The sequence below is a fragment of the Acidobacteriota bacterium genome (genome assembly GCA_012517875.1).
Taxonomy (GTDB): domain Bacteria; phylum Acidobacteriota; class JAAYUB01; order JAAYUB01; family JAAYUB01; genus JAAYUB01.
On record JAAYUB010000104.1, the window covers coordinates 1 to 21608 of the forward strand.

The window sequence follows — 21608 nt, forward strand, 5'->3', positions numbered from 1 at the left end:
GCTGCATGGGCTGGAGCCAGGGCGGCTACATCTCGGCGTTCCGCACCACATCCTCGGACCGCTTCGCCGCCATCTCGGTGGGCGCCGGCATCTCCAACTGGGCGACCTACTACTACAACACCGACATCACGCCGTTCACCATCAACTATCTTGGTGACGATCCGGTGGACGACCCGGAAATCTACCGCCTCACCTCGCCCATGAGCTACATCAGGGAGGCGAAGACGCCCACCCTGATCCAGCACGGCGAGAACGACCGGCGCGTTCCCATCCCCAACGCCTATGAGCTGCGGCAGGGTCTCGAGGATCGGCGCGTGCCCGTGGAGATGGTGGTGTACAAGGGCTTCGGCCACGGCATCGGCAAGCCGCGGGCGTCGCGCGCCGTCATGCGCCACAATCTTGAATGGTTCGGCCACTATTTATGGAGCGATCCCAAACCCGACTTCACCATGCCCGATGTGCCCAAAGCCGACAAGAAGGAAGAGAAGTAAGCCGCGCCCGGCGGCCCGCGCTCGCCGGGCGCGGGCCGCTGTCTCATTCATCCTCCGCACGAGCAAGTTCGGCCGGTTTAGCCTGTCGAGTCATTCATCAAACAGAGCCGAAACAGACGGCGCGATCGTCACCCGGGCCGCAGCAAGAACCTGCGGCGTCGCCTGTGATTCTCTTGACACCGGGGTCCCGATTCGATACGTTTGCACCAATCTGTAGTTTTCAAACGTTCGGCAATATTTGGGGAGCGGTGAGTGATGGGGAACAAATCCGTCTGGATGTCCGTCCTGTTATGGACTGTGGCCGTGGCGCCCCTGATGGGGAGCGGCGGGGAGTCCAGGAACCGGCCGCTCGACGAGCGGCGCCTGCAGGCGCGGGCGGTGGTGGAAACCGGCTTCCACCGGTATGAGGGCGACGACCTGGAGGAGGCCATTCGGAAGGGCGATGCGGATCGGGTCTCGGCGTATCTCGATGCCGGCTGGGGGCCGGACCAGCCCCTCGACCTGACCGGCAAGCGGCCGCTGCACCAGGCGGCTGAATACGGCCAGGCCGCCATCGTCCGGTTGTTGCTGGCGCGGGGCGCCGACCCCAACGCGCCTGACAAACAGGGGGCCACGCCCCTGGACCGCGCGGCCCGTGCCGGAATAACCGAAGTGGTCACGCTGATGCTGGACGGAGGCGCAGTCATCCAGGGTGCCGGCCGGAGCGCCCTCTTTTCGACTCTCAGCGGGGAGAACTGCGCCGCGACCATCCGCCTGCTCTTAGCGCGTGGAGCCGATCCGGGACAATGCAACGCAGACGGTCTGACGCCGCTGATGGAGGCGGCGCGGTGGAACCGGGCCGAAGCCCTGGCGACGCTGCTGGAAAAAACGGATCCGGCCATGCTGGCCCGGCGGGACAAGCACGGGCAGACCGCGCTCGGCTACACGCTGTCCAGCGACGTTAAGCAGCTGCCGGCCACGCGCCTGCTGCTGGCGGCCGGCGCCGATCCCGTCGCGCCGGGCGGCAAGGTGACCGATCTGGAACGGGCCTGGCAGAACCGCAGCCCCGCCGGCCCCGACCTGGAGGCGGCGGTACTTCGGCGCGATCCGCTCGCGGCGGGCGCGCTCCTCGGGCCGGCCATCCGGCACGACCGGATGGGTTTCGCCGCGGCGCTGCTGGCCGCGGGCGTGCCCGCCGACGGGCTGGATCGGAAAACCCGGCTGTTCCTGGCCGCCGCCACGGGCGACGCGGTCATGCTGGCCGCCGCGTCCGACCAGGAGCTCCTGGGGACCAAAGGTCTCCAAGACGAGACGCTGCTGGGCCGGGCGGCGCGCCACGCCCAGCCCGCCACGGTCCGGGTGGCGCTCGCGGCGCTGAAGCGACAGCGGGCCACGTGGCCGACCCCGCCCAAACCACCGTGGGGCTGTCGGGAGATGCTGGACGCGGCCGAAGGCGGCGACGCCGTGGTGGTGCAGAACCTCCTGGCGGCCGGGGCCGACCCCAACACCCGGGATTTTCAGGGTTACCGTCCGCTGCACCGGGCCGCGCGCGGCGGCCACCACGCGGCGGCCACCCTCCTGCTGGCCCACGGGGCCGATCCGAACGCCGCCAACAACTGGGGGGAGACGCCCCTGGTGACGGCAGCCGAGACCGGCAGCGCGGGCGTCGTCCGGGCACTGTTGGCCGCCAAGGCCGATATCAACGGCCGATCGTTCCGCAACGTGACACCCCTGCTGGCGGCCGTGCAGTCCGGCCGACCGGACGTCGCCCGGTTGCTGGTAGCGGCCGGGGCCAATCCCTATCTGGTTTCGGACCACGACAACAGCTGTGCGGCGCTGGTCGCCGCCGCCAGCGGCGATCCGGAGTTGATGGATGCGGTTGCACCGGCTTGCACGGAAACAATGTTCCAAGCGGTGACGGAAGACGATCGCGATGCCGGCGCCCACTTCGCCCGCCGGCTGTTGTACCAGGCCATCGGAGACGGACGGACAGACGTGGTCAGGTCCCTGCTCCGGGTCGGGGTGCAACCCGATATCGGCAGCGGCAGCTTCTCCCGGCCGCCGCTGGCCGAGGCGGCGGCACTTCGGAAAGTCGAGATACTGGAGGTGCTGATCAAGGCCGGCTTCGATGCCAATGAAAACTACCGTGGCTGGACTGTCCTGATCACTGCCGTGATCCATCCCGCCTGCTGGGAAAAGACCGCCATCTGGGGCGATGTGCCGGACGACCATCCGTCGTTCGACCGGCTCCCGCCGGATCCGGAAGCCCGCCTGGTGATCGAACTCCTCGTGGCGGCGGGTGCGGATCCCAACGCCCGCAACGAGGCGGGACAGACGCCCCTCATGATCGCCGCCGCCCAGGGTGGGCCGGAGGCGGTCACGGCTTTGGCGGCCGCCGGCGCCCGGTTGGAAGACGAAGGCGGCGAGGGCGGTTCAGGCAGTAACCGCGCGCTGAACTTCGCCGCCGCGGAAGGCAACGTCGCGGCGGCGGCGGCGCTCCTCGACGCCGGCGCCTCCCCCGACGGCGGCCAGACCCCGCCACTGTGGACAGCCTGTTACACCGCCAATTGGGAAATCGCCCGGCTGCTGCTCGGCCGCGGCGCCAAACCCGACGCCGGTCCGGCAGACAGTTTCCGGACGCCGCTCATGGAAGCCGCCTGCCGGGGCAATGTGGAGATCGTGCAGGCCCTGCTCGACGCCGGGGCCGATCCGCGGCTGGCCAGGGCAGGGGGAATAGCCTTGGAGATTGCCGCGCGGGCGGGTCATCGGGAGGTGGCCCGGCGCATCTACCATGTTCAGTACGCCCAGGTGCCGGAGCTCACCCCGCTTCCGGACCCGCTCGGCGATGAGCTGTACGACTGGCTCGCGTGGGAGAGCGCCCCCTATTGGGGGTATTATTCGGAATCCGCAGCTGCCGAAACCGAAACGGACAGCGGAAAGGAGGCGGGAGCCCAGGATGAGCGCGGGGCGGACGAGCGGATCCACTCCAACCTGGAGCAGTATCTGCTGGACAGTGTCCGCGTGGGCGAGGCGGCGCCGGTGGCTGCGGCCATCCGCGCCCAGCACCTGCGTCAGATGGGGCAATTCGCGGAAGACCTCATGCTCGAGGCCGCCCGGTACGGGGAGCATGAGATCCTGCGAATGATCCTGGCGGCCCAGGCGCCCGCCCGCAAACGGGTAGCCGAGATCCTGGCCGCGCAGGCGGCCGAAAGGCGGCGGGAATCCGGGACGCCGGCGGCTCTGGCGGCTGAACGGGACGAAAAAACCGACAGGCCGAGAGAAGAAGGGTTTGATCCCGAGGCGTCGGTCCGGCAACGGTTGAATGACTTTGGCCGAGCCGCTCTGGCCGCGGCCATCCGGCGGGACGATCCGCCAGCGGTGGACATGCTGCTGCAGGCCGGGGTGAATGTTCGACGGCCTTACCCCATCAATCTGACGCCGCTTCATCTGGCCGCCGACAAGGGGCCGGCGGTGGTCCGACTGCTGTTGGACCACGGAGCGGCGGCGGACGCCCGGACCGTCCACGTGTACGGTCAAGCGCTGGATGAATTGGAAACCGGGGGCATGAGATCCTTGGGTATGGGATCCTATGATTTCCGGTTTTGCGGCGAGGAGGAGACCGGTCCGGGACCCAGAGCCGTACCCGGTGACGTCACCGCGCTGTTCCTGGCCCTGCGGTCGGGCCGGGCGGACACGGTGGAGCAGCTCATCCGGGCCGGGCGGCGGGAGCCGCCGCTGGAGGAACTGACCGCGCCGGATCACGCAGAGGGGAGCCGGCCGCTGCTCCATAACGCGGCGGGACGGGGCGACATCCCGCGCCTGCGCCTGCTCCTGGCCTTCGGCGCCGATCCGAACCTGCCGGACAAAGACGGACGAACGGCTCTCATGGCCGCTGCCGAAAACGGTTTCGTGGGGGCGACGCTGGCATTGCTCGCCGCCGGGGCTGATCCGTCTCGGAGCGACCCGACGGGGCGGACCGCCTGGCACTGCGCAGCCGTCGGTGACTTCGTGGCCGTCATCCGGGAACTCGCCGCCGCCGGCGCGCGCCCACCGAAGGCGGACACCGCGCCCGTGATGCTGGACTACCTCCTGCGCCAGCGGGAGGATTCCGAGCCGTACCGAGTCAAACAGGAAGTGATGGCTGCCCTGCTGCTGGCGGGCGCCGACGTCAACGCGGCGGACGCGGGGGGACGAACGCTCCTGGCCTGGGCATGCATCCGGGGGTGGGGGGATGTGGCGGCACTATTGCTGGATTTCGACGCCGACCCGAACCAGGCCGATACGACGGGCCGGACGCCCCTCCATCATGCCATCGCCGATGACGAGGGCCGGCCGGTGTTCGAGCGCCGATGGGAGCTCATCGACCTGCTGGTGAAACGGGGCGCCGACGTCCGCCGGGTGGACAAATCCGGCTGCTCACCCCTGGACTGGGCCAACACACTGCGCAACCGGCGGCTCATCAACGTGCTCTTCCAGGAGGAGATCTTCCCCAACCATCTGCTGGAGGGCCGGTACTTCGGATTGTCCTCCTCAAACCCGGTCTATCGGCACTGACGGGGTGGCGGCGGGCGGCATGGCCGTCGGCCGCGTGGCTGCGGCTTGGTATAATGGAGCCTGCAACGTTAAACCCAGACAAGAGGAGTCGCCCTGATGGATGCCGACCTGCGTGACCGCTTCTCCGGCCTCTGGACCAGATTTTTTCCCGGCGTCGAGTTGCCCGTGGGGTTTTTCTACACCGACGATCCGGAGTTGGGCCAACCGCCCCCAATTCCCACCGGGCATCGCTGCCTGATCGCCGATCTGGCCCGCGCCCGCCGCGGACAGTCCCTCCGACTCGATCCGACGGTGCTCGGCTGCAGCGGCGGGCGTCGCTACCTCGGCTTCGGCGGGGAACTGATGCCTGGCTTCGAGTATTTTCTCTCCTGCGGCATCACCGGCAAACTGGAAGGCGAGCGGTACAAAAAGACGCCGGAGCTGGTGAAGGAACACCTGAAACACCAGCCGCCGTTCACCGCACCCGGCCGCTACATCGTGTTCCGGCGGTGGGACCGGCTGACGGCGGATGATGCGCCGGTGGCGGTGATCTTCTTCGCCCCCTCCGATGTGCTGGCCGGATTGTTCACTCTGGCCAACTATGACGAGACCGAGCCTAACGGTGTGATTGCCCCGTTCGGCGCCGGCTGTGCGTCGATCGTGGACTACCCCCATCGCGAGGCGCAGTCGTCCCGCCCCCGGGCGGTGCTGGGCATGTTCGACGTGTCTGCGCGGCCGTGCGTCGGGGCCGGTGAGCTGACCTTCACCGTACCGTGGCCCAAGTTCGTCCGGATGGTGGACAACATGCTGGACAGCTTCCTGATCACCCCGTCCTGGGCCAAGGTGCGAAACAGGCTGCGGCGGACGAAGGGGAAATCGTAAGTCGTCGATACGCTGGTGGCGAGATCCGTATCTCCGTCCGGTATGCAAGGGGACATTCGTCATGGCCCATGCCACGGCCCGCGAGGCCTACCGCCGACTGACTGATCGGCTCAACCGATTCCCTCAGGGCGCGCCGCCTGGGGACCTGCTGTTCCGGATTCTGGCGCTGCTCTTCACCCCGCGGGAGGCGGAGCTGGTGGCCCGGCTGCCGCTGCGGCCGTTCACGGCCCGGCGCGCCGCGCGCGCCTGGCGCATCTCCGAGGCGGATGCCCGGCGGATCCTGGAAGAGTTGGCGGACCGCAGCCTCCTCCTCGACGTGGACCACAACGGCGAGAGCCGCTACGTCCTGCCGCCACCCATGGCGGGCTTCTTCGAATTTTCGCTCATGCGGGTGCGACCGAACCTCGACCAGAAGCTGCTGGCGGAGTTGTTCTACCAGTACCTCAATGTGGAAGAGGCGTTCATCCGCGCGTTGTTTTGCGAAGGGGAGACCCAACTGGGTCGGGTGTTTGTTAGCGAACCCGCCCTGTCGGCGGAGAACGCCCTGCATGTGCTGGACTACGAACGGGCCAGCCACATCGTTCGCACCGCCTCGGCCATTGGCATCGGCCGGTGCTACTGTCGCCACAAGATGGAGCACGTGGGCCGGGCCTGCAATGCGCCCCAGGACATCTGCATGACCTTCAACGGCCCGGCCAAATCGTTGAATCGCCGCGGGGTCACCCGGCCGGTCACAGTGTCGGAAGGCCTGGCGCTGTTGGAACAGGCCCGTGAGCGGAACCTTGTCCAGTTTGGTGAAAACGTCATGGAGCGTGCCGGCTTCATCTGCAACTGCTGCGGCTGCTGCTGCGAGGCGATGATCGCCGCGCGGCGGTTCGCGGTGCTGCGGCCGGTGCACACGACCAACTTTTTGCCGGCGGTGGACGCCGCATGCTGTACCGGCTGCGGGCGCTGCGTGGACGCCTGTCCCGTGGCGGCCATGGTCCTGGCGGCATCTGGCGAGCCCGGCGGTCCGCGCCGCCGGGCGCGCGTGGACGAGTCCCGCTGCCTGGGGTGCGGTGTCTGCGTACAAAGTTGCACCGGCGGGGCCATCCGCCTGGTGTCGCGGCCGGAGCGGGTGATCACGCCGGTGGACGGAGTGCACCGTGTGGTGGTGATGGCCATCGAGCGGGGCAAGTTGCAAAACCTGATTTTCGACCGCCAGACGCTCTGGAGCCATCGCGCCATGGCCGCTGTCCTGGGTGCGATCTTGCGCCTGCCGCCGCTGCAACAGGCATTGGCGCGGAACCAGCTCCGCTCCCGCTATCTTGACCAGCTCTTGAGCCGCCACAAGCTCTGACGCCGGGATGATCGGTAATAGGGATACGTCTGGAAACTAACATTTTCTTGGCATATATGTTATGCTAACAGTACATTCCGGGCGTGTTTGGTGTTTTATGAAACGAAGTCCCTCCTGGCAGCATCATTTCAATAATGTCAAAGAATACACTTTCCGTCATACCTTTATTCACAATCTATCTGGAGGAGCGATGAGACGCATGCGTTGGATCGGCTTGATGCTGGCTCTGCTGGCGCTCACCCTCACAGCGTCTGCTCAGGTGAAGGACAAGCGCGTGGAGCTGTCCCCGTACATCGGCGGCATCTTCTACGACGGTGACCTGAACCTGAAAGACAACCTGTTGTTCGGTTTCCGGGTCGGCTACAACTTCAATCCGCGGTTCGGGCTTGAAGGCGGCGCCGACTTCTCGTTCCCGGGTGTGGATGATACGAACCTCTACCCGCTCGAAGAGGCGACGTTTGGCATCCCGGCTATGAGCACCAACAACATGTTCTACCACGTGGACGGGTTGATTTACCTCTTCCCTGAGTCCCGGTTCAACCCGTTTTTCGTGGCGGGATTGGGCGGGGCGCGCTATGCTCCCGACCGGGGAGACACCCTGAATAAATTCCTCACCAACTTCGGCTTCGGGGCCAAGTACTGGATGAGCGATCGGGTGGCGCTTCGGTTTGATTTCCGGGATCTGGTGTCACTCGATGAAGCCCGGCACAACCTGGCGGCTCAAGCGGGCCTGGCCATCGCCATCGGCGAGAAGGCGGTGCCGCCGCCGCCACCACCGCCGCCGGCACCGGTAGTGGAGCAGCCGAGACCGGAACCGCCGCCGCCGCCGCCACCGCCGCCGCCACCGCCGCCGCCGGCACCGAAGCCGGAACCGAAGCCGGAGCCGAAACCGGAACCGAAACCGGAACCGCCGCCACCGCCGCCGGCGCCGAAACCCATCGTGCTGGAAGACGTGCACTTCGCGTTCGACAAGGCGACGCTCACCGATGAAGCCAAGGCGATCCTCTTCCGGAACATTGCCACGTTGAAGGAAAACCCGGGCATCAGGGTGACCGTGGAAGGCCACACCTGCGCGCACGGGTCGCCCCAGTACAACATGCGTCTGGGCGAACGGCGTGCTCAGGCCGTCAAGGAATTCCTGGTTCGCGAAGGCGGCATTGATGAGTCCCGCATGACCACGATTTCCTACGGCGAAACCCGCTTGGCCATGCCGGAAACACCGACGGCGGCCAACGTGAATTCACCCGAGTGCAACGCCAACCGGCGCGTTCATTTCGAAATCGTCGTTCAGTGACAGTTCCCGCGGGGCAGGGTGATCCCCCTGCCCCGCGTTTGTTTCCAGGATTTTTCGTGGCCTTGCGACGGACGCTCTGCCGAATAGGCCTCGTCGGGTTGATGGCCGGTCTGGCCGTATCCGCTGATCCGCGATATTTCCCCGCTCATGCCGCCGCGCAATCACCGGAAGGCAATGCCGACCGGGTCGTTTTACTCTCCCCTCCGCCGGAAGTGACGGACGGGGAAGCGGTCTGGCGTGATTGCACCGCCGTCACGTTCAATCCGTGCGGCCTGCCGGTGTTGCCGTTCCTGAAGCTGGCGTGCGCCGACCTGGATGGCGACGCCCGGACCGACCTCATCGCCGGCGGCAAGGACGGCCGTCTGACACTGTTTCGAAGCACCGACGGCAACGCCTGGCAGGCGGACGCCGACTATTTCGCCGGTGTGGGGGAAGGGGCGTTCGCGGCGCCGGCGCTGGGCGATCTCGACGGGGACGGCACCGTCGAGTTGATTGTGGGCACCGGGGGCTTTTCGTCACGCTCCGGCCAGGTGCTGGTCTATGCCAACGCCGGCACACCAGCGGCGCCGCGCTGGGAGCGCTGGCCCGACCCGGTGATCGATGTGGGCGACGACGCGGCGCCGGCGGCGGTGGATTACAATTTCGACGGCCATTGCGACTTGATCGTCGGCAATTCGACGGGTCACCTGACCATGTTGGCAAACGATGGTCGGGGGCGCCTGGCGCCTGAGGCGCTGCCGCTGGCGCTCCGGCGTTCCTTCGGTATGTACGCCACGCCCGGCGCATTCCGGTTGGACCAGGTGGTGTTGCTGGCGGTGGGGTCATCCATGGGGAAGATCGCGTACTTCCAGTTGAAGCGGGGCGCCCGCGGCCTGTCGGTGCAGCCATTCGCCGTCACGCACCCGCGCCGGGATTTTTATGCGCCGCTGTTTGTGTCGTTGCGCCAACCCGACCGGCTGGATCTCCTGCTGGCGGACGGCGACGGCGGCGTCCAGTACTTCGAACAGAAAGCGCCGGGCGTCTGGGCGTGGACGCGCAACCTGCAGCTGTTCCAGAACCGGCTGCTCCCGGGACCGGTGTGCGCGCCGACGCGCAGCCGTGCGGGCGGTCGTCTCCGGCTCGTGGTGGGCAACATGGACGGTGAGGTCCGCGCCTACGAGGCGCGGACGGAGGCCGGCAACCCGCCCTGGCAGGAATGGGCCTCGTATTTCCTCGGCGTCAAGGTGAGCGGCTTTGCCCGGGCCGTCCTCACCGAATGGGAAGGAAAGGAAGTGGTCCTGGTGGGCCAGGGGAACGGGGTTGTGGCCGCCTGGCGGAACACCGGCACCGCGAAGACCGCCCGCTGGGTGGCTTGGCCGGCCTTCACCGCCGGCGTCCGGGTCAAGGGGCACAGTGCGCCATGCCTGTTCGACCTCGACGGCGACAGGCGCGAGGAGTTGATCGTCGGCGCCGCCGATGGCCGCCTGGCGGTGTACCGCTCCCAGTCGCCGCGTGGCGGTCCGCCGTGGGAGGCCGCATCGGACTGCCTGGGACAAATCCGCGTCGGCGGCTATGCAGTGCCGTCCTTCGTGCGCGTCGCCGCCGCCGTCTGGCTGTTCGTGGGGCAGCAAGACGGTCGAATCCGGCTGTTTGTCGCCCCGGCCGGCGAGGCGGCCGCGGGGGGATTCAAGGAAGCCGTCATGCCCGAGCACGTGCGGGTCAAGGGCTTCGCCTCACCCTGGGCGGAGGCCGGCGCCGGCGGCGAAGTGGATCTCTATGTGGGCGACTATGACGGCAACCTGCGCCATTTCCAGCACGGGATTCGAGCGCCGGAGACAAGGAGACCGCCCGATGCCCACGTGGATTGACTACCGCGCGCTGTGGCGGGCTGACTTCGCCGTGATCGCGTTCCTCATGGCGACCGCGCTGCTGATTCTGCTGGTGGGCTGGCCGGCTCCGCCACCCCGCTGGCTGGCAGCGCTGGATCTCGTGTTGCTGTTCACCGCATTTGACGCCCTGGGCTACAAGTGGGTCCTGCGTTGGGGGTATCGGATCAACCGGATCCGGGACGCCCGCGAGCTGACCTACCTGGAGGCCGGCGCCGCGCAGCCGCTCCATCCCTGGTTCCAGCAGGCCACCGCCGCCTATCGGATCGTCCAGCACGGGATATTCATCCCCATCGGCCTGCTGGCCGCGGTGGCGTTCGGCTGGCGTCCGGTGGCGGCGTTTCTGCTCGTCTGGGTCACCGGGGGATGCGACCTGATGTTCTACGCCCTGGTGCGCCAGCGGATGTCGCGTGAGTTCCCGTGGCTCACCGGGTGGCTCTGGATTTTTCCCTTCGGTTTCCTGTGGCGGCTTCTGCGCCGGCCGCTCCCGCTGGCGGCGGTGACAGCCAACGCCGCGCTGGGTCTTGCCGCCGCCGCGCTGGTCCTGTTTTGAAACTTGGAATCTCGTGTTGAAACGGTTGCGGCGGCAACGCTGAAACCGCTGGAGAAGGCCGGGCGAATTCAGTCCGCCCGGTCTCGAGCGCGAAGCGCCAGAGGCCGCCGCCGAGGGGATCATCCGCGCGGACAAAGTCATTGATGCCGCGAACCCCGATCATCGTCATGCCAATGCCGGGCTGCCGTCATTCGGCCATTTCAGGCTCGGTGAACACCACCATTGATCTCGGCCACTTCCCCGGTGTGAAAATGGATTGCAGCCGACCGGCAGTCCGAATACACTGGGGGCAACGGCAACCCACACGGCAGCATACCCACGGGGGGAGCCGATTGCTCGGCCGGCCACGGTCGAATGCCGGTGGCGGGGCAGGGTGGTGTTCCGGCCTGGATTTGGAGGTCTGTAGCATGCTCTTCAACCAGATCGAGGATTTCCAGGAGGTGCTGCGCGGCGTCCTGGAATACGACCGACGGGGTGTCCGCAAGGTGCTTGACGAGCCCGCGCTGCGCGAGCGGCTGATCGAGCCGCTGGTCTTCAACGCGGTGTTTCATCCGGATGTCGAGATCAAAGGCCACTGCCGGTTCGCCATCCGCACCGCGGCCGACCGTCTGGGGATCTACCCGGCGTCGCTGTTTGATCTGTACGCCCTCAAAGGCAGAGGCAAACATCTCCTGTTCACCGTGCCGGCCGTCAACATCCGGGGGATGGCATTCGACACTGCCCGGGCCGTCTTCCAGACCATGTGCCGACACAAAGCCGGTGCGGTGATTTTCGAAATCGCCCGATCCGAGATCAACTACACCCTACAGTGGCCGGCGGAGTACTCGACGGTCATCCAGGCGGCGGCCATTCGGGAAGGTTATCGCGGACCGCTGTTCCTGCAAGGCGATCACTTCCAGGTGAAGGCAAAGATTTTCCGGGACGATCCGGAGATCGAAACTGCAGCCATCAAGCTGCTGATCCGCGACGCCATCGCCTCCGGCTTCTTCAACATCGACATCGACACCTCGACGCTGGTGGACCTGCGCCTGAGCACTTTGGCCGAGCAGCAGAACCTGAACGCCGATCTGACGGCGACCTTCACGGCTTACATCCGGGAACTGGAGCCGCTCAACACCACCATCAGCGTCGGTGGCGAAATCGGCGAAGTCGGCGGGCGGAACAGCACGTGCGAGGAACTCGACGCCTTCATGACCGGGTACTGCGACGCCCTGGCCAAGATCGACCGGAGCCTCAAGGGCCTGAGCAAAATCAGTGTTCAGACCGGCACCACCCACGGCGGCGTGCCGTTGCCGGACGGCCAGGTGGCCCGGGTCTCGCTCGATTTCGGCACGCTGGAGAAACTCAGCCGCCGGGCACGCGAAACGTACGGCCTGGCCGGCGCCGTGCAGCACGGCGCATCGACACTGCCCATGGAGCTGTTCCATCGCTTCCCCGAGAGCGGCACAGCGGAGATCCATCTGGCCACCGGGTTTCAGAATCTGATCTTCGACCACCCCTTGCTGCCGCAGGAGCTGCGGGCGGAGATCTATGATTATCTGCGGACAAAGCTGGCCGCCCAACGCAAGGAAGGCCAAACGGACGAGCAGTTCATCTACAAGGTCCGGAAGCAGGCGTTCGGGCCTTTCAAGCGGCAGTTCTGGACCCTGCCCGAAGAGATCCGGACGGCCATCCGCGACGATCTGCAGAGCCGGTTCGCCATGATCTTCGAGAAGCTGGGTGTCTTTCACACCCGGCATGTTGTGGAGGAATGCACGATCCCGGCCGACTACCAGCCCACGCTGGACCGGGAATGGGATATGCTGAAATGAAGAGATGCGTACCCGTCGCCGCTGCCGGCCCGTCCGTCACTTGAAGGTGCCGTGCACATCGGGCAAGGTCAGCCAGGCCGTGATCGCCCGGTGCATGATGACGGCATCCACCTGCGGGGACTGCTGGATTTTCACCAGGTAACGGTTCTTGAACAGCAGGCGGATCCGGGTCTGCTCCTCCGCAAAATCCTGCACCAGGTAGCCGGTGCCATACGGCAGGTCGAGGACCGTGATGCGATCGGCCGGGGCATTGGAGCGGTCGAATTCAAATTCGTTGTAATGCATGGGGGAATGCAGGGTGTCGATGACCTCGAATTCAGCCTCGCAGCTGTGGTCGGAGGACACATAATCCGCCCGGGCATAGCTGATCTGGAGGTGGGCGATCTGCCGCCGTCCGTACTCCTTCTCAGCCAGGAGATGAAGCTCCTGCCAGCGAACAGGAATCAGGCGAGCCAACACCAGCGGATCCGTCAGTCGCTCCGTGTCGGCGGGCGAGGCGGCTCCGATCACCAGCAGCACCAGCACCATCCAGCCGGCCAACCGGTTACGGTTAGACGCAACAGAACCGCGGTGTGACGAAGGCTCAACGGAAGACACGCGATATGTCGGCGCGGTGCGCATGGGATTCACCGAATCTGAATGTACGCCCCGGTGGGGATTGTGTCAATCCCGGACGATACCCAGTTCGCGCAGACGGTTCTGCCACCGCCGAACCATGGCGTCGATGCCGTTCGGGAAGCTCTCGGGCCACGGCTGCGACCCGGGATCCAAGACGAACAGGTGCCCATCCGTCCGGACCTGTGCCAGCACCGCCCCGCGAATGTCGAGTCGGGCGAGCGCGATGCCTCTGAACGTCGGCGTGGCGGCTTGCATTTCATCCCAGAGGGCGACCGGGTCGGCGGGACCGAAATCGGCGTCCCACAGATGAGCAAGGTCTTGCAGGATCTGGATGCCGGACTTGCCGGACAGCGGCGTCATGGCGGCACGAATTTTTTGAATCCGCCGTTCGGCGTTGATTACCGTGCCCGAAGTCTCGGCAAACGAGGCGGCGGGCAGGACCACATCAGCCGACTCCGCTGTGGGAGTGAGGAACAGATCCTGGACCATGAGAAAATCCAGTCCCCGGAGCAGCGTCTGCGACTGGGTCGATGCGGCGCCGCCGGCGGGATCGGCGCCGAACACCAGAGCGGCCCGGATGCCGCCGGATTTCAGCGCGGCGGACAGCTGCCGATGGTCCAGGCCGGGTTCGGCGGGAAGCCCGCGCTTCCACACCTGCTGGATCCGTTCACGCGCCGTGAGGCTGTCGGCGGGCTGCCAGCCGGGAAGGAAGGCGGGATGACACCCCATCTCCAACACGCCCCGGCTGTTGCAGCGGCTCACCATGGGTAGCAGGGCGATCCGGTAATTGTGGCTGTTGAGCAGAACAGCCAGGTTGTGGATGTGCGCGTTCGCGTCGGCGCTGATCTCCTCTGGATCGAACACGAGCACCGGTCGTTTGGCCAGCAGGAGATCGAGAATCGCCTGGATGTCAGCTTCGGCCAGGCCGGCCTGTTGCAGGTCGCTTTGGGCGGGCGGCGCAGCCAGCTCCCGGCTCAGCGCCGCCAGCGCCGGCTGGCTGCCAGGGACACCCAGCCGGCTGAATGCTCCGGCCAGAAGCGCCCGGGTGCAGACGGCTGTTTGGTCGACCGGCAGGGGAATCCAGCGGTGGGCCCGGCCGGCCAGAAACGTCTTGTCGGGGTGCAAGTAGAACACCCGGCTTCGACCGTTTTGGGCGATCCGCTGGAGTTTGAAGTCCAGAATCGGATATTTCTCCAGCGGGTTGAGGCCGAGCACGACGATTGCGTCGGCCCGCGTCAACCCTTCGAAATCGGTCGTCGGCTGGCTGGCGGCGAGCTCGGCGGCCCCGGCGTGGGGAGTGACGCCGGCCTCGTAGACGTTGGCGGTCTGCCAGACGCTCCGGGACAGTTTCTGGATGAGGTACGCCTCCTCGTTGGTCAGCCGGGCGCCGGCCATGACCGAGAGGGCACGGGGTCCGTGAGCAGACAGCACGGCGGCAAGCCGGTCGTGGATGACCGCGTAGGCTTCGTCCCACGTCGCCTCGACTAAACGGTTGTCGCGTCTGACCAGCGGCCGGATCAGCCGGTCGGACGAGTTGATGGCGCGGAATCCAAACCGGCCGCTACGGCACAGGTTGCCGCCGTCATTGACCGGCGCAGCCCGGTTCGAGAGCACCCGGACTACGCGGCCCCCAACGGCTTCCAGGAGAATACCGCAGCCGACGCTGCAATAATTGCAGACCGATTCCACCTGCGGCAGCTTGAAGGGGCCTGGTTTGGGCGCGTCGGGCTGGACGGTGATGGCCCCGGTGGGACATGTGTCGGCGCACTGTCCGCACGAGATGCAAGTGGTCTCCAGCAACGGTTTTTCCAGAGCGGGCTGGATCTTGGCATCGAAGCCGCGTTTGACGAAGCCAAGCGCCGCGGCGCCCACCACTTCGTCGCAGATTCGGACGCAGCGCCCGCACAGGATGCATTTGTTCAGATCAAGACGCAGGAACGGATGATGCTCGTCGGGCAGCTGGTGCTGGAATTCGCCGGAAAACGCCCGCTGGGTCACCTGCCAGTCGGTGCAGTGACGCTGCAGATCACATTCGAAAAACGCATTGCACCCGCATTCTAGGCAACGCTGCACTTCTTCGGCCGCCTGGTCGGGTGTGTAGCCCAGTTCCACTTCGAGGAAGCCTTTGATCCGCTCGTCGACCGGCATCGAGGGAATGACCTGTCGCGGAGTCCGGGACTTGACATACAAATCTTCGGCGACGAGCTCCGGCTTGAGATTTTCCTTCTTGCTGAGAAACGGCTTCTGAAGCCGGGGGATCACATGGCCCGTCAGGAACTGATGGATGGCCCCGGCGGCCTTCTTGCCCGCGGCGATGGCCTCAATGGCCGTCGCGGGCCCGGTGATCATGTCGCCGCCGGCGAAGATGCCGGGGACGCTTGTGGTCATGGCCTCGGGATCGACCTCCAGCGTGCCCCAGCGGGTCGTCTTGATCTCCTTGAGCAGGCGGGATGATTCGATGTAGTCGGTTTCGGCCTGCTGTCCGATGGCCTCAAGGATCCAGTCGGTCTCGATGTCGAACTCGGAACCTTCGATGGGAACGGGGCGACGGCGACCGCTGGCGTCGGGTTCGCCCAGTTGCATGCGGATGCAGGTCATTCGGGTGATCCGGCCCTGGTCGTCCTGATGGATGTGCGTCGGATTGGCCAGGAGCTCCAGGCGGACGCCTTCGTGTTCCATTTCCTCGATTTCCAGATGATGGGCGGGCATCTCCGAGCGGCTGCGGCGATAGACCAACGTGACGGAATCCGCGCCGAGGCGGAGCGACGTCCGGGCGGCGTCCACGGCGGTGTTGCCGCCGCCCACCACGACCACTCGGCCGGAGATGGAGTCGATTTCGCCGTTGTTGGCTTTTTCCAGGAAGCCGATCCCGGACAGAACTCCTTGCGCATCTTCACCCGGAATGTTCATCAGGGTGGACCGCCAGGCGCCCACCCCCAGGAAGACGGCTTCGTATCCCTGGTCGAACAGCGTTTCAAGCTGGAAGTCGCGTCCCAGCCGCTTGCCGCTCTCCAGCTCGACGCCCAACTGGAGGATCGATTCGATTTCATAATCCAGAACATCCTCGGGGAGGCGATATTCCGGTATGCCGTAGCGGAGCCAGCCGCCGGCCTTGGGCTGCGACTCGAACACCACCACCTGGTGGCCTTCGAGCGCGAGGTAGTAGGCGGCTGTCAGGCCGGCGGGTCCGCCGCCCACGACGGCGATGCGCCGCCCCGACGGCGGCTTGCGCGGCGGGGTGAAGGGATGGCGGCCGGCGCGGTCCAGGTCGGCGGCGTACCGCTTGAGATAATCCACCCCCACCGGTTCGTCGGTGAGGTTGCGGCGACACTTGCCCTCGCAGGGCCGGGTGCAGATACGCCCGCAGACGGACGGGAAGGGATTGGTTTCCTTGATCAGGGCCACCGCTTCGGAATATCGGCCCATCGCCACCAGCGCGATGTAGCCCTGGATGTCGACGCTGGCCGGGCAGGTCAGCTGGCAGGGGCCCAGGCAGTCGGCGAAGTGGTTCGACACGATGAGCTCGAGAGCCGTTTTACGCGCCTGACGCAGCTCAGGGGTGTCGGTTTTGACCACCATCTGGTCCGTGACCTTGGTGGCGCAGCTGGGCACATACCCCCGGGCGCCGGCCACCTCCACCACGCAGACGAAACAGGACGAGAACGGCGCCAGCCGCGGATCGTGGCACAGCGTGGGGATGGCGATACCCAGCGACTGGGCGACTTCCAGAATGGTCAATGCGCTGTCGGCCAGCACTTCCCTGCCGTCGATGGTCACTTTAACCTGGGCCATGAAACACTCCTTCGAATGTGGATCCGGAGCGCCGGCGGCGCTCAATCCGCCAGCACGGCGGCGAAATTGCAGCGGCGCAGGCATTCGCCGCAGCGGATGCAGGTGGCCTGGTCGATCACGTGCACCTGTTTCCGTTCACCGCTGATGCAATGGACCGGGCAGTTCTTCGCGCACACGGTGCAGCCGGTGCATTTGTCGGCGATGATGCTGTAGGTCAGGAGCTTCTTGCAGCGGTGCGCCGGGCACTTCTTGTCGTTGATGTGGGCTTCGTACTCATGGCGGAAGTACTTCAGGGTGGTCAGGACAGGATTCGGGGCGGTCTGCCCGAGGCCGCACAGCGAACCTTTCTTGATTTTTTCTGACAGCTCTTCCAGTGTCGGGATGTCTTCCGGGCGACCGTTGCCCTCGGTGATCCGGGTCAGGATCTCCAGCATCCGCTTGGTGCCCAGGCGGCAGAACGTGCATTTGCCGCACGATTCCTTCTGGGTGAAATTGAGGAAGAACCGGGCCACATCCACCATGCAGGTGGTCTCGTCCATGACCACCATGCCGCCGGAGCCCATGATGGCTCCGGTCTGGGTGACCGACTCGTAATCCACCGGTGTGTCGATCAGGGCGGCCGGAATGCAGCCGCCGGACGGCCCGCCCATCTGGACGGCCTTGAATGCCTTGCCGCCCTGGATGCCGCCGCCCACCTCATAGATGATCTCGCGGAGCGTGATGCCCATGGGTACTTCGATCAGTCCGCCCCGGACGATCTTGCCGGCCAGGGCGAACACCTTGGTCCCGCGGCTCTTGCCCACACCCATCTCGGCGAACTTGTCGGCGCCGTTCAGGATGATCCACGGCACGTTGCCAAAGGTTTCCACGTTGTTGATGGAGGTGGGGTGGGCCCACAAGCCGGCGGTGGTGGGGAACGGCGGGCGCAGGCGGGGCATGCCCCGCTGCCCCTCGATGGAGGCGATCAGAGCGGTCTCCTCGCCGCAGACAAAGGCGCCGGCGCCTTCCTTGACCTTGATATCGAAGGAAAACGCGCTGCCTAAAATCCCCTCGCCGAGGAACCCGTTCCGACGGGCCACCTCGATGGCCAGCTTGAGGCGCTTGACCGCGAGCGGATACTCGGCCCGGCAGTAGATGTAGCCGAAGCGGGCGCCGATGGCGTAACCGGCGATCAGCATGCCCTCCAGAATGTTGTGGGGGTCGCCTTCGAGGACGCTGCGATCCATGAAGGCGCCCGGATCCCCCTCGTCTCCGTTGCAGACCACGTACTTGATCTCATCCCGGCTCTGGCGGGCGAATTTCCACTTGATCCCGGTGGGAAATCCGGCGCCCCCGCGACCGCGCAGGCCGGATTGGGTGATCGTTTCGATCACCTGTTCGGGAGTCATTTCCTGGAGCACTTTGGCCAGGGCGGCGTATCCGCCGCGGGCCTGATATTCGGCCAGTGATTCGGGGTTGTTCACACCGCAATGGCGGAGCACGATCCGCTTCTGCTTGGCGAAGAACGCATCCTCGCTGCCGGGCAACTCGTCACTCTTGACCAGCCATTCCGGGATCACCCGGCTGGCCAGCACATGCTCATCGAGGATGCGGGGCAGACGGTCCGGGGTCACATCGCCGTAGATGAATGAACCGCGCTTGGGATCCCGGATCTCGACCAGGACTTCGCGGAAGCACATCCCGATGCAGCCGGTCTCGTCGATGTCCACGTCCAGGTTGCGTTTGGACACTTCCTTGACCAGCGCCTCGTGCACTTTCTTGCCGCCGGCGGCGATGCCGCAGCTGCCCAGGCCCACGACGATTTTAGGCCGGGTGAGAACATTCGGCTGTAGCGGGTGAGACAACGCACACCTCCAAAATTCGCCGGTTGGGATCAGGATTCCATCCGGTATTCCTTGACGATCTTGCGCACGGTCTTCTCATCAAGCCGTCCGAAGGTCTCCTCGTCAATCATCATCACGGGCGCCAGCGAGCAGCAGCCGAGGCAGGCGACCGTCTCCAGGGTGAACAGGCCGTCGCCGGTGGTGTCGCCGGGCGCGACATCCAGCGTTTGCGTCATGGCGTCGGTGATCCGCTCGGCTCCGGCGACGTGGCAGGCCGTGCCACAGCACACCCGGACGATGTGCTTGCCCACAGGTCGAAGGCGGAACTGAGCATAAAACGTAGCCACGCCGTAGATCTGGGCGAGGGGCACACCGGTGGATGTGGCAATCTCCTCGAGCGCGGCGGTGGGCAGATAGCCGTACGCGTCCTGCGTCTCCTGCAGCACGGGGATCAGAATGCCCTTTTCACCCTTGTACTTGCGAAGGATTGCCTGCACGGGGTTCACGTCGAATTCCACCGGGAGGGTTGATTGCGGGGTGTCCGTTGCCATGCGCGGCTCCATATAAAACAGGGTTTTAAAACTGAACAACTATAGCAACGAACCGGTTAACTTTCAACCAGAAGGTGGGCTCCGGGTGTCCGGCAGCCCGGTTTTGGACACCGGGTGGTCGGCTCGATATTGAATGACGGGTGTTGATCCACGGCGGAACTTCTCGTACAATTTTGGAGCAATCGATCCGCTCTGATGATTGTCTCCGGCGCGGCCGATCACTCGGGCGCCGACGGCAACGTCTGAATGTGAGCGGCTGTCTGGATCAAGGCCGACGTTCCAGAACGACCGGCGGCCATCTGGAGCCGGTGGAGGTAGGTGATGGCGCCCGACGACAACTCGCGGCACGCGCCGCATCCGGCGGTGTTCAAGACAGGCTCATATCTCAAGTGTCACTGTCCCCATTGCGGCCAGTCGTTGATCAGCGAGGACTGGATCCTGCTGGATGTGATCAACCAGGCCAAAGAGCGCGGCGTACTGAGGCTCAGCCCCTATCTCAATTTTTTCGACTCATCCAGCACCATCCAGCTGACCGAATGGCAGGAAGTCCAGGACCTGAGCTGCCCCCATTGCCGCCATACGCTGAAGGAGCCGGACGCCCAGTGCGCCAGCTGCCGCTCCCGCGTCGGCCGGCTGCAGATCAGGGAGGGGACGGACGCGTTCAACTTCCTGTTCTGCCTGCGCAAGAACTGCCGCTGGCACGGCCTGAGCGAAGAGGCCAAGGGGAGAATCATCCTGGAGGCATCCGGATTCGAGGAACCAAAGGATCACAAGGAATTCATCAAGTCGGGGACCAAGCTGCAGCTGTTCTGCCCCCTCTGCAAGTCCGGATTGGTGCAGGGCGACGACCTGGTGGTCCACGTGCATGACCGTCAGGGGCGGCTCAGCGTCATGAAACTGAGCCCGTACCTGAACGTGTTCACCAGCGAATGCTCTCTCTTCCTCCCGGCCGGTGAGGAAGTGACCAACATGATTTGCCCGCATTGCAACCGGAGCCTGTGGCTCGACAACAAACACTGCGAGGCCTGCGGCGCCCGGGCGGCCAAGTTTCTGGTCAAAGCATTCGTGCTCGATGTGGATTTCTATGTCTGCATGCGCTTGAAGTGCCACTGGCACGGGCTGGGTCCCAAGGACCGCCAGCGCATCATCCTCGACGAAAGTCTGGAGTGGTAGGGGGCTGCCGGGCGAGGGGCCGGCGGGCCGGAGTGGATGTTTGCGACCGCGCCGGCGGGAGTGGGTCCATAGAGACAACCCGGGCCGGCGGTGCGACCGCCGGCCCGGGCCGGAGTTTACTGCCGCTGCATCAGTTTCTGGAAATCCAGCTGTTCCTGTTTGAAGTTGGCCGGCGGATTGAACTTGTCGGCCGGGATCGAGGCGTTCGCATCGAAATTGACCAGCTTGGTGACGGAGCGGGTCTTGGTCCCCATGACCTCGCCGGTCATCTCCTGCTCCACCGCGTAGAGGTTGCCCAAGGAGCGCATTTTTTCCATCATCTGCTTGATGGCCGGGCTGTAGGCGACCATCTCGGCGGACATGGCGTAGTACTTGTCGTAGGGCATGCGGATGTCGCCGGTGCACCACATCCGGATGGTGAAGTTCATGAATCCCTTCAGGGTCATCACGACCTCTTCGCAGTTGTAGGCGCCCACCTGCTGGCGTTTGCCGGTCTTCTGAATGTCGGTGGTGAACTGGAAGGCGGCCATCATCTGCTGCATCTCCGGGGGGAACTTGAGCGGCAGATCGGAAACCTGGTAGGACTTGCCCTGGGTGTTGATGAAGTAGATCTTCTTCTGGTCGAGTCGGACGATCACCGACATGCCGTCGGAATTTTCGGAAGCCATCCGGTCATCGGCCAGGAAGATCTTCTGGACGGTTTCACGCGCCGGCTGGGTTTTGCCCATCACCGTGACGGGGTCGGACTTGACCACCTGCTCCAGGTACACACCGGCCATGGCGAACGGCACCAGCACCAGCACGCCCAGAAGCGTCAGCAAACGGACCGTTGTTTTCATTGTTCCTCCAATGGGATCGAATGTTCGTTGATCACAGGGTTGGCATTGTCATGCGGTCACTCAAT

The 21608-nt window shown here is 65.4% G+C and carries 14 protein-coding genes; 9 read left to right on the top strand and 5 right to left on the bottom strand.

Annotated elements, in window-relative coordinates:
• The 8 genes from GX414_11125 to GX414_11160 form a co-directional block, all read left to right on the top strand.
• A partial coding sequence (locus GX414_11125) for a prolyl oligopeptidase family serine peptidase (protein NLI47646.1) occupies nucleotides 1-491 on the top strand: 491 nt, incomplete at its 5' end.
• A 255-nt stretch (nucleotides 492-746) separates the two neighbouring features.
• On the top strand, nucleotides 747-5024 hold the full coding sequence (locus GX414_11130) for a hypothetical protein (protein NLI47647.1): 4278 nt from the start codon (nucleotides 747-749) through the stop codon (nucleotides 5022-5024).
• A gap of 96 nt (nucleotides 5025-5120) precedes the next feature.
• Nucleotides 5121-5885: a DUF169 domain-containing protein gene (locus tag GX414_11135; protein NLI47648.1), complete on the top strand. Its 765-nt coding sequence runs from the start codon at nucleotides 5121-5123 to the stop codon at nucleotides 5883-5885.
• A 61-nt stretch (nucleotides 5886-5946) separates the two neighbouring features.
• Nucleotides 5947-7224, top strand: coding sequence for a 4Fe-4S dicluster domain-containing protein (locus GX414_11140; protein NLI47649.1), 1278 nt, complete (start codon nucleotides 5947-5949; stop codon nucleotides 7222-7224).
• A 190-nt stretch (nucleotides 7225-7414) separates the two neighbouring features.
• Nucleotides 7415-8518, top strand: a complete 1104-nt coding sequence (locus GX414_11145; protein NLI47650.1) for an OmpA family protein — start codon at nucleotides 7415-7417, stop codon at nucleotides 8516-8518.
• A gap of 56 nt (nucleotides 8519-8574) precedes the next feature.
• Nucleotides 8575-10365, top strand: a complete 1791-nt coding sequence (locus tag GX414_11150) for a VCBS repeat-containing protein (protein NLI47651.1) — start codon at nucleotides 8575-8577, stop codon at nucleotides 10363-10365.
• Nucleotides 10349-10936 carry a hypothetical protein gene (locus GX414_11155; GenBank protein NLI47652.1) on the top strand — a complete coding sequence of 196 codons (588 nt, stop codon included), beginning with the start codon at nucleotides 10349-10351 and terminating at the stop codon, nucleotides 10934-10936. Before GX414_11150 ends, GX414_11155 begins: the two co-directional genes overlap by 17 nt.
• Nucleotides 10937-11343: 407 nt before the next feature.
• Complete coding sequence (locus tag GX414_11160; protein NLI47653.1) at nucleotides 11344-12747, top strand: aldolase; 1404 nt, start codon at nucleotides 11344-11346, stop codon at nucleotides 12745-12747.
• 36 nt (nucleotides 12748-12783) lie between these two features.
• Here the strand turns inward: GX414_11160 and GX414_11165 are convergent, their stop codons facing one another.
• The 4 genes from GX414_11165 to nuoE form a co-directional block, all read right to left on the bottom strand.
• The gene (locus tag GX414_11165; protein NLI47654.1) at nucleotides 12784-13266 is read right to left on the bottom strand and encodes a hypothetical protein; all 483 of its coding nucleotides are present in this window, start codon (nucleotides 13264-13266) and stop codon (nucleotides 12784-12786) included.
• 144 nt (nucleotides 13267-13410) lie between these two features.
• Entirely contained in the window at nucleotides 13411-17157 is a 3747-nt protein-coding gene (locus tag GX414_11170) for an FAD-dependent oxidoreductase (protein ID NLI47655.1), read from the bottom strand.
• Between the two features lie 41 nt (nucleotides 17158-17198).
• The gene (nuoF, locus tag GX414_11175) at nucleotides 17199-19001 is read right to left on the bottom strand and encodes an NADH-quinone oxidoreductase subunit NuoF (protein ID NLI47656.1); all 1803 of its coding nucleotides are present in this window, start codon (nucleotides 18999-19001) and stop codon (nucleotides 17199-17201) included.
• A gap of 29 nt (nucleotides 19002-19030) precedes the next feature.
• The gene (gene nuoE, locus GX414_11180; GenBank protein NLI47657.1) at nucleotides 19031-19531 is read right to left on the bottom strand and encodes an NADH-quinone oxidoreductase subunit NuoE; all 501 of its coding nucleotides are present in this window, start codon (nucleotides 19529-19531) and stop codon (nucleotides 19031-19033) included.
• Between the two features lie 321 nt (nucleotides 19532-19852).
• On the opposite strand from nuoE, the gene GX414_11185 reads away from it, so the two are divergent.
• A complete protein-coding gene (locus GX414_11185; protein ID NLI47658.1) occupies nucleotides 19853-20704 on the top strand; it encodes a hypothetical protein in 852 nt (283 codons plus the stop codon).
• 116 nt (nucleotides 20705-20820) lie between these two features.
• Here GX414_11185 and GX414_11190 read toward each other — a convergent pair whose 3' ends face one another.
• On the bottom strand, nucleotides 20821-21543 hold the full coding sequence (locus GX414_11190) for a hypothetical protein (GenBank protein ID NLI47659.1): 723 nt from the start codon (nucleotides 21541-21543) through the stop codon (nucleotides 20821-20823).
• Nucleotides 21544-21608: the final 65 nt, after the last annotated feature.